This is a genomic window from Streptococcus sp. 3.1 (genome assembly GCF_016648915.1).
GTDB classification, from domain to species: Bacteria; Bacillota; Bacilli; order Lactobacillales; family Streptococcaceae; genus Streptococcus; species Streptococcus salivarius_E.
The window spans coordinates 1-9,669 of the sequence record NZ_JACLQV010000033.1; the positions used below are offsets into that span (position 1 = coordinate 1).

Below are 9,669 nucleotides of genomic sequence, written 5' to 3' on the forward strand. Positions count from 1 at the left end.
ATATTTTACTATAAATTTGGAGTTTATTTATCTCATTATTATAAGATACAATTTTATTTTCTTACTCTATCAAGAGTTTTTCTTTATATTTCTGATAAAAACTTCTATCAGTATTTAATAATTCTACAAACTTTTCCAATTCCTTAACAAATCCTTCATACTTAGATACTGTCAATAATTATATGTAAACACTCAATCAGAGTTAAGGAGTGTTAATCAAATAAGCTTTCAAGTGTGTCAAAACATTGGCCAAACCATTTATAGATTGTTGAATTTGCTTGAAATTATAACCTTCAAACAAAGTAACTAAACAACGTTCCAGAGCCTCCTCGTTTGGAAAAAGATCCTTCTTTTTAGTTTGACGGTTGATTTCTTTCTTAAGAGACTCAATGAGGTTTGTCGAATAAATGCTGTGCCAAATCTGGTAGGGAAACTGATAGAAAGGTAAAAGTTTATCCGAATTCTCCAGACTTTCCATTACTTTCCTATACTTTGGTTTCCATTTGGCGATAAAGTCCTCTAAAGCTTGTACTACCATTTCTATATTTTCAGCACGATAAATCGTTTTAAATTGCTCCAGAATAACCGCTCAATCAAATCATTTCACCTTACTAGCCAGATTTCGACTAGTATGAATTAAGTGACATTGTTTTTGGCTAATGGGTAAGCCTGACTGATAATCTACTCCAACCCCTTAAATCCATCAGTCACTACAAGAGAAACCTGTTGGATTCCTTGGTTTTGAAGCTTGTCTAACAGGGCGGACCAAGAAGCATTGTTTTCATTTGGAGCGATTTCATATCCAAGAACAACCTTCTATCCCTATGGTGTAATGCCAAGTACGATATGAATACATTCTTTACTAACGGTTCCACGTCTTAATGGAAGATAGGTTCCGTCAAGAAACAAGACAGTTAATTAGGTTCTAAGCCTCAGCGACATTTTCCTGAGTTGTTTTTGAGATGTTAGAAATTGTGGCAGAACTAAAAAGGCCGACAATTCTACTTGAAGCAGATCGTTCATAACTGTTTCAAGAGAAAAACGGAAAAATTCATCGATATCTCGTTTTTGAGCTAGGAAGTTAAGTAGTTCAGTGGTAAATTGAGTTATAGAAGTAGATCTCTTTCTAGTAATGTGTTGCAACTCTACTATAAACGGATTTATTGCTTTTTGTGTTTACACAACTTATCTTACACTACCTCTCTAAGTTCTGCAGTTTTTGATTCTATCATATAACTATATTTCAAAAATCTCCTTTATATACATAATTATATTTATGTTTTACCTACCCTGTTTATCACTAACCGTTAGGTCAATTAAATAAAGATAACATGGTGAAAACTTACTGTTAATGCCGAATAAATGGAAGTTGAAATGAAGATGGTATAGCGTATCTTTCGTTTCAAACGTATGTTTGATATCCCCTTGAGGCTTGCCTGGAGCAGTTCCTTCTCTATAATAACGAGGAGCAATTACTTTCTCACATTCCATATTAGTGACCTCAACAATCGACCTATACTCTGGCTTAATAGCATTATTATTAACCATTGTCATTTGAGCATTAGTGTCATAGCCCGTCAATTCAATATCATGAATAAGTGAATGTTCATTATCTGAGTTAGTTTCAGTAGATTTCTTCAAACCAATATAATCCACATCGATAACATTCTTGAATAGATAACATTTAAATAAGCTAGAACTTAATTTCGAACCTACAACATAAAGAATGAGACTAATAACTGATAGTTCTAAAATATAAGTCACTTCGGCTTCTGTAACCTGTGTTGGCCTCAACAAAAGAACACACAAGGTTATCATCTCAATGAAACTAATTAAGATGGTATAAACCAACAATTCCCTACCATCTCTGTATTTTTGAATAACCCTAAACGTGAATGATGCTAGATAAATGCCTTCGATAACACTAATAAATAATAATGCTTGTTGACCTAGCATTGTCTTAAAAAGGATATTCAAGAAGAGTGTTCCCATAATTAAAAAGAACCATAAGAAAGCTTTTCGCAAACACCAGTCTAGGCACAATGCAGTAAATAATGACATGCTTTTTGGCTTAATTTTTGTTTTCATTTTTTCTCCTATTCAAATTTATTCTTTAGATGGTGCTCCACCTTTTTGTGTCTTAGGATCAATCACCATACCAACTTGTGGTTGGGTATCTCCTAAAATAATTGATGCTGGACTCAAGAAATCACCATACTGGAAGACTTTTGTTTTCCGACGTTCAAAGTGAATATGTGGTCCAGTAGCTGCACCCGTTTGTCCAACATATCCGATAAGTTGGCCTTTTTTGACCTTATCCCCTTTCTTAACAAGAGTAACATCACGCATATGTCCATAATATATAATAGTGCCATCTGGAAGAGTGTGCATCACGTGGTTACCGTCGATATTCATCGCCTCTTCATTGACCTCTACTACTTCACCGTCTGTTACGGCATAAATTGGAGAGCCTTCTGGTGCTGCAAGGTCCATTCCTGTGTGTCCTGAACCTGCATTTGGACCACCAGCATTAGCTGATGCACCGAAAAGTTGGGTAATGGTATAAGGGACATCAAGTGGTTGACCTGTATCGGTGCTAAGATTACTACTATCGCTATCACCACACGTATCTGCATCTACTTCTTCCTTGTCATCATCCTTATCCTTCTTGTCTTTTGACTCTTTTGGACGATAGACATAGACTTTTCCGTAGTCCATAGTAATACGGTCTCGATATTGACCATAATTATTCTCAGCAATCCCGTCGGTTGATGGAGAACATTGGATAATATTCTCCCTATCCTCAACTAGCATGGTCTGTCCTTTATCTCCAGAACTACTACCTTTCGTACCCCAGATAATGACATCCCCTTTTTCACGGTTTTGAACATCATCTTTGGACGACCAGGCACCCTCATACACTAACTCATAACCATTGTCTTTCAACCAATCGTGTTCTGAATCGGTATCTACTGGAGAACCAGATTCTTTAGCACCACCGTCAACAAGGGCATAGTATAAAGCAGATGAATGGTCATAGCTATCTGGTCCAGTACGAGCATCACGAGAATACTTGACCTTCCCTAGCTTATCCTTATACCACTTGATAGCCTTATCAGTATCAATAGACTTTTTGTCTTTATCACTGTCTTTTTTGCTATCCTTGTTGCTAGAGTAACTTGATGAACTGCTTGAACTGCTATCGTTATCATTGTCTTCGTTGTCGCTATCTTCTTCATCGTCGTCACCGTCATCATCATCTGAACTTTGACTACTTGACGAGGAGTTATTGGAAGAAGTTCCACCACCACCAAACGCCTTTTGGAACTTGGCATCATCGTACTTATATTTACTTGCTTCGAAGGCTTCCGCAAACTTCCTTGCATCCGCCTTCTTTTGCTCTGGTCTGACATAAGCCATATTACCTCGTTCGTAGGCATTCCATGCCATAGCAGTTTCATCGATATTGGTTTGTTTAGCAAACTCCTGGAATGACCAGTTATGGCCAGATTCGTCATAGGCTGGGTTCCAGTCACCTTTTGAGATTGCATCAATAACAAAGGCAACCATCTTATCAGCATCTTCCCAGTCTGGACTATTTAAAGGTGCATATTTCGTGAAGGGGTCAAACTGGAAGATTCCACCACCACCAAGTGTGTTAGACGTACCACCTGTCGTTGGAACAGCTCCCTTAGAAATGGAGTCATTGATACCACCACCATAATGTCCTTGGGCACGTCCAATGATGTCATAGCCCCCTTCAGAGTTTGCCCAACCAACAGGACCTGCAGCAGATTCCCCAGACAGTCCGGCATTCACTAAGGCCATGAAGACTTTGTGGGCATTTTCATAGGCTTTTGTCCCCTTCGTAAAGGGATCAGAATCGCTTGCAGATGATGAGTCAGTTTTAGTAGAAGTCGATTGAGGCTTAGAGCCATCATCATCTTCTTCATCATCGTCTTCTTCATCGCCATCTTTTTGGTAGGTTACACATTGGGCGTTAGTCTTGCCACCTTTCCCACCGGAAGTACTAATCGTCCCCATTAAACCAGTGATAATTGCAATTAAGATAACCGCAAAAGTTAAAATAGTTCCTATAATAATGGTTGTCTTCACTCCAAAAATCGTCAGTAGAACTCGAGCAGCTTTATCACCTATTCGTTTCAAATATCTTAGTCACCCCCTTAATGAAGTAGTGCGGTTAGCCAGTACCAACCAAATACAAGTAATAGTCCTAGGGCAAGAAAGATACTTTGTTTAATGAATTTTCGATTTCGTTTTTGTTGTTGCTTACGCATCCAAAATGAATCTTCATCTGAGTAATAGTCTTTGTGACGTTCCACTTGCAAATTATAATAGTCTGTCACATCCTCCTTGACACTGGATAACCTTTCTTTCCCACGCGCAATGAGACCTTGTTTTTTCTCTTGTTCACGTGAGATACTGTCTTCACCAAAACCGTCATAGTAGGTATCGTAAAACGCTGAATAATCTACTTGCTCATCGAGGCTTTCCGGATAGACTTGATCTAGATAACCATTAAGAGAATCTAGTTCTAGTTCACGTTGAATATACTGACCATCTCGTTTAAAACGATAAGATACCATATATTAAAACCTCCTTAAGCCAATAATTGGCATTTTTTGTGGAGCAATATAGAGTTTATCTGTGACAGTTACCTTAGAAAAAGGTACACCTTTAATTCTGAAAGTACGGTGTAACTCTTTAACAACGAGACCAGCTTTATAATCTTTTTCTGTCACTTCTTCCTTAAAGAGTTCTTCGTAAGCTGACACCTGAATCAAGTCTAGAAGACGATAAGCAGATTGATAAGCATAATAGTTGCTTCGATTAGCCAATCTCTTTTCAAAAAGAGGTGAAAATTCCTTTGAGAAGAATGATACGATCTTAACAGCACGTTTTCTATGGTTATATTCTAGTTTGGCCATAACCCATGCAAGCCCCCAAGTCACTAGCGTGATAAAGCCCCAGGTGTTCATCAAACAGATTGGTAGAAGACTAAACATAAGGATACGCTTTGCTTTCTTGATACGTTCACGTCTCTTACCAGTAAGTAGCTGATAAATGGCTACAATCAAGGCACAAAACACATACGGTGTATAGGCAATAGCCATAAAATGAACACCGTAGGCGAACAAAAGTGTCTGATAGAGCATGAGGTAGCTATAGAAACCAACCAAACCAAGAACTAAACTAATAATAAAGGAAACGATCCTAAAGAAACGTAGTGTCTTAATGTCATAAGCAATATTGTTAACCCATAGTGACAGTTGCATTAGTGTGGTCATTGATTAATTTTCCTCCTCTAGTGCTTCTTCTGTTTTAAATATTCTCGACTCAAATCGAGCTGGTTCTTGGTAGATAATCATGGCTGAGTACTCATCCACTTGCTGACTTCCAAATAAGCCACATAAACTACTTAAGAGATGTGTTTTTCGCATCTGATAAGTAATATCAACAACACGACAGGTCTTTTTGTAAGCCAAGATCTCTAAGTAATCATTTACAATTCTCTCCAAATCATGTGGATTATCCTCTGTCAGAATTTTAGTTTGTAGTTGGAATGCCTCATCAGAATATGGTTGCTGTAGGTTCATTGTATTTCCCCCTTTCACCATTTCTATGGTAAGAATGCATAGCGAACATGTTCATCATACGGATACTTCCCATAAGAACTATTATCCGCTAGCTGATGATTGAAGACTAAGTTCTTGACAGATGCAATATTTAAGAAGAAATCACCATCTCTTAAATATTTAAGTGACGAAAGCTCACTCTCGGTCATTTCCCCTTGTAAAGCATCTGCCAGACGAGGGATAGTCAAATCACCTAATTGAGAAAAGACACGATACGTCATCATAGAGAAAATCGCGCGTGTCGCTAAAACGTAATCTACTGCGTCCGTAGAGTTTGCATTCAAGAGGATGTTATCTAATGAACTCATTTCCATAATAAATGCAGAATAGTTACTACTTACATTCTCAATCAAATCCTTTAGAAAGTTAAGAGACTCTGAATAACGATAATTGAAGAGCTTATGTGCTCCGTTAATGGTAATAATGCTATGAGGTCGCTGGCTCTTATCTCCCCCGATAATCCCTCTACGGAAATACTCAGATACCCTTCTTCCATTTGCTACAGCGTATGATGAAATGATAGATAACACTTGGTAAAGCTGAATATTAAGAAGTTCAGTATCTTGAATCCCAGAGAGGTCAAAGGTCACAACTTGTTCATTTGAGAAATCTTCAAACTGTGAGGTCGCATTTAAGAAGCGATAATCCCCCAAGAGACCAGAGAAAGCATTATAGAGACGGTCATAACTTGCAGCATCAATTTCATTCCTCTCTGCGATTTTGTCCTCTTTAAGCTTGTTTAAGCGTTCTACCCAATGAGATAGCGTTGGATAATCTTCAGGAATGACATTCGTAATCGTTAAGTCTTCTTGGTCCATCACTTCTGCATTACGATTCCACAGACTACGGTCTTCATAGAAGTCGTTTAAAGCAGACGACAAATTATTGAGGTCAGAATTCTTTAACCCTGGATCAAGAATTTGAGCCAAAGCACGTAGTTTATTACGGTGGGCATAGAAAGATTGGACCTGGTCTGTTGTTTCTCCATCTGCAGAGGAAGCCGTTGCAATAATCTGCATGAGGTTAATATGATTTCGATTATTTGTCCCAGACATCTTGACATATCGACCACCTTGCATTTCCGTAAGTTCTTTTAATTTCCCAGTAAGGTCAATGTTAAAAATTGTATGTCCTTTAGCAAAATAGGTGTCAATCAAGTTACCTAACAGTTTCATTTTTCCGTTTCCTGCTCCGGCAATCAGCATTGATGGAATCTTACGTTCCCTATCTTCATGCAAAAGGTCAAAGTTCACCACACCACCGGTACGTGTTTCTCCCAAGTAAACACCATAGGTGTCCATTAAGTTTGTATGGTTAAAAGGATAGCCAGCACCTAAATCCCAGACGGATGCAGCTTGCCCTTTTCGACGTAGTGGGGTATCTTCCAATCGAGAAGCTGGAATAAAAGCTGTATGATATTCGACGTCTTGCATGCCATCTGAAGAAGAAATTGAATACTGATTCAACTGTTGCTTGAGATCAGCTTCTCGTTCTACCAGTTCATTCAATGTGTTTGCCGCTAACAAAAAGCGAGTGTGAATTTTTTTAGATGGAACATTATTATCAAGTTTTTCGCGATAGCCTAATAAAGAACCAATACGCTTCTTATCATCTGCATCTTGTGCAGCCTTTGTATTTTGCGTTGCTAACATATTCGAAATAGCTTTTGAAGCTAAGTCAGACATTTCATTATTTAAAGTATGTTCTAAGGACATAAAACTGATTACATTATCAACGAGCATTAAATCACTCATCCAGAAGTCCGGTAAACCATGTTCTGGATATCTGTCATATGGAACATGAGCAATCTTATAATAACCATTTGCTTGTCTCCAATATCTATCATCATATTTAAAATCTGGAATATCACTTTGAATCCTACTAATAAGATTAAGGTCATAACCCTCTCGAATATATTTCTTGATTTTTCGTGAACTTAAATCCATGTAAACTCCTTCTAGTACTGGTTAGGGGAACCATTAAGTGAATCATTAAAGTTGTAATATTGCGTCAACAACTCTTCCTTTTTTTCGACGGATACAACTTTAGGGGCAAAGCCGTGGCTCGAAGCAATCGTTAAGGTGGTACGGGTATTGGAATCTATTTCAGCCAAAGTGTCTCCAAACACCCAGATAAAGAACTCGATATTTTGTTGGTTGATTGCAACGACTTGTTGTACGAGATATTTTGTTTTCAAAATATCTTCTCGTTGTCTAAGTTGATAAATTAGTCTCTCTTTACTTGAGATTGTGTCAAAATCATCGCCATCATTGATAATCAATTCTGGAGCATTCTGCTCTTGTTTGACTTCATCCAGCAGACGTAGGAATTCGTTAGATTGGCTTGAGACGTCTGTTGGCAATTTTGTTGTCTGAAGCATCATGTCAAAAGTAGTACCAGACAGAAAAAGAGTGAAACCTACCTTAACAGCTGCTTGTTCTTCATTAGACATCGCTTGAATATCTTGCCCAAACACCTCAAAAATCTGCACATAACCTGAATAGCCATTAGCTAATCGTATCGGTTGATTAGGATAGCCATATAGAATAGACTTCACGTCAGAAATCGCAACAGTGTCTAAGAAATCTCTACGTTTTTTCTTATTAAGCGGAACATACACAAACTCTTCTCCAGCACGTTCGCCAAGATCTATACTTTCAAATTGTGTTTGCTTTTCCTTCTTCTTCGCTTGTTTTCTTTTCCGTTCCTCTTCTTTTTTTCGTTTCCTAATCTCTTTTTTTGTCAATACTGGTTCTTCAATTAAACCTGGCATATCATTTCCTCCATAAACATTATTCTTCCCTATTCTATAAAACAGTATGGGACGTTCGTAACCCAGTGACACCCATTAGCTACTCATACTTCTCCATGTTTGTGACTATTTACTCCTATTTAGGGCTCTCTAACCTTGTCTAGCTACTTAAATCTTGTTACAATCAAATCAATACAATCGCAATAATCTTTTTTAGGAGGGTTTTAGGATGCTAGACTTGTTACAAGAATTTTATTTTTCACTCTATATCAGCACATGGACATCTTTTAAATGGCTACTACTTTCGGTTCTTATTGCCATTGGCTGTTGCCTTGCCACTTTTTTGTTCGAATTCAAAGGCAAAACTGCACAACTGATTTGGTTGAAATTCTCAATGAGTTTAACTGCTATATTTGCCTTATTTTGTTTATTCATGACACTACATGGTATCATTCGTTCAATAGGCCTCTTTTTAGGAGCTATCTCTAGTTTCTTTTATCCAATGTTTGGCTTATTGCTTATCGGGGGGATTTTGCTATTCATCATCAGTCTTTTCAATCCATTGTTCTTATTCTTCATGGCAAAGAAATAATGAGAGTAAACCTATTCAGCCGATGCTATTATGTTAAGAAAATAAAAAACAAACCACCTTTTAAAAAGTAGTTTGTCTATAATCTAAGAGAGGTAGTCCAAGACTGCCTCTCTTTTTTATATTGGCCAGCCTCCAAACCGCGAGGAAGAAAGTAGCTAGTCAAATAAAACTTTATATTAAATGTCCTATGTAACACATATATTTTTTTAAATCGTAACTGTCATTACTTTTTTAAAAAAGTTATTGAAATTGATTCAAATTTTCATCATTAAAAGTAAATCTATGAAAATATATGTTAAAATCATACTATAAAATCCAAGGATATAATATGAGGTATAAAATATTTTTTGATGAATCTTTGAAAATTGATTGCAAGTCAGAATACTCCTACTATAGGCCTTAGCTATTGAGGAAAATGAGCTATCTAGTATCGAAAGAGAAATCGAACAAATATTAGTCTACTTAAAGAGCCCATCTGAATTACATTTTGTAAATTATAAGCCTTCTAAACTTCAGAAGTTTTTCAGGTCCTAGAATTTTTCTTTCTTGTACTAATATCAAATTTAACATCTACCGTTTAAATAACAAACACTATTTCCAATTCGGAAATAAGTTGGGCTTCTCTGAAAAAGATTTAAGAAATCCATATATGTCTATTATACACATCT

General features: G+C 37.0%; 8 protein-coding genes and 1 pseudogene. 1 reads left to right on the plus strand and 8 read right to left on the minus strand.

What is annotated here, in order from left to right:
- Positions 1–212: 212 nt before the first annotated feature.
- The 8 genes and pseudogenes from H7U02_RS11060 to H7U02_RS11095 all read right to left on the minus strand — a co-directional run bounded on the left by H7U02_RS11060 (position 213) and on the right by H7U02_RS11095 (position 8,430).
- Positions 213–1,110: pseudogene (locus tag H7U02_RS11060) on the minus strand (IS256 family transposase).
- Between the two features lie 171 nt (positions 1,111–1,281).
- A complete protein-coding gene (locus tag H7U02_RS11065) occupies positions 1,282–2,088 on the minus strand; it encodes a hypothetical protein (RefSeq protein ID WP_260318485.1) in 807 nt (268 codons plus the stop codon).
- Positions 2,089–2,106: 18 nt separating this feature from the next.
- Positions 2,107–4,167: a phage tail tip lysozyme gene (locus tag H7U02_RS11070; RefSeq protein ID WP_201043359.1), complete on the minus strand. Its 2,061-nt coding sequence runs from the start codon at positions 4,165–4,167 to the stop codon at positions 2,107–2,109.
- A 17-nt stretch (positions 4,168–4,184) separates the two neighbouring features.
- Positions 4,185–4,607 carry a hypothetical protein gene (locus tag H7U02_RS11075; protein WP_070578147.1) on the minus strand — a complete coding sequence of 141 codons (423 nt, stop codon included), beginning with the start codon at positions 4,605–4,607 and terminating at the stop codon, positions 4,185–4,187.
- 3 nt (positions 4,608–4,610) lie between these two features.
- Positions 4,611–5,309, minus strand: coding sequence for a hypothetical protein (locus tag H7U02_RS11080; RefSeq protein WP_201043361.1), 699 nt, complete (start codon positions 5,307–5,309; stop codon positions 4,611–4,613).
- Between the two features lie 3 nt (positions 5,310–5,312).
- A complete protein-coding gene (locus H7U02_RS11085; RefSeq protein WP_260318486.1) occupies positions 5,313–5,618 on the minus strand; it encodes a hypothetical protein in 306 nt (101 codons plus the stop codon).
- Positions 5,619–5,641: 23 nt separating this feature from the next.
- Complete coding sequence (locus H7U02_RS11090) at positions 5,642–7,603, minus strand: hypothetical protein (protein WP_101799804.1); 1,962 nt, start codon at positions 7,601–7,603, stop codon at positions 5,642–5,644.
- Positions 7,604–7,614: 11 nt separating this feature from the next.
- Entirely contained in the window at positions 7,615–8,430 is an 816-nt protein-coding gene (locus H7U02_RS11095; RefSeq protein WP_101799805.1) for a hypothetical protein, read from the minus strand.
- 208 nt (positions 8,431–8,638) lie between these two features.
- Between H7U02_RS11095 and H7U02_RS11100 the strand changes: the two genes are divergently transcribed.
- Positions 8,639–9,001 carry a hypothetical protein gene (locus H7U02_RS11100; RefSeq protein WP_101799806.1) on the plus strand — a complete coding sequence of 121 codons (363 nt, stop codon included), beginning with the start codon at positions 8,639–8,641 and terminating at the stop codon, positions 8,999–9,001.
- The last annotated feature ends 668 nt before the right edge of the window (positions 9,002–9,669 follow it).

Coding starts and splice junctions, on each gene's coding strand:
- H7U02_RS11065 (WP_260318485.1), bottom strand. CDS start 2,088: ATGAAAACAAAAATTAAGCCAAAAAGCATGTCATTATTTACTGCATTG.
- H7U02_RS11075 (WP_070578147.1), bottom strand. CDS start 4,607: ATGGTATCTTATCGTTTTAAACGAGATGGTCAGTATATTCAACGTGAA.
- H7U02_RS11080 (WP_201043361.1), bottom strand. CDS start 5,309: ATGACCACACTAATGCAACTGTCACTATGGGTTAACAATATTGCTTAT.
- H7U02_RS11085 (WP_260318486.1), bottom strand. CDS start 5,618: ATGAACCTACAGCAACCATATTCTGATGAGGCATTCCAACTACAAACT.
- H7U02_RS11090 (WP_101799804.1), bottom strand. CDS start 7,603: ATGGATTTAAGTTCACGAAAAATCAAGAAATATATTCGAGAGGGTTAT.
- H7U02_RS11095 (WP_101799805.1), bottom strand. CDS start 8,430: ATGCCAGGTTTAATTGAAGAACCAGTATTGACAAAAAAAGAGATTAGG.
- H7U02_RS11100 (WP_101799806.1), top strand. CDS start 8,639: ATGCTAGACTTGTTACAAGAATTTTATTTTTCACTCTATATCAGCACA.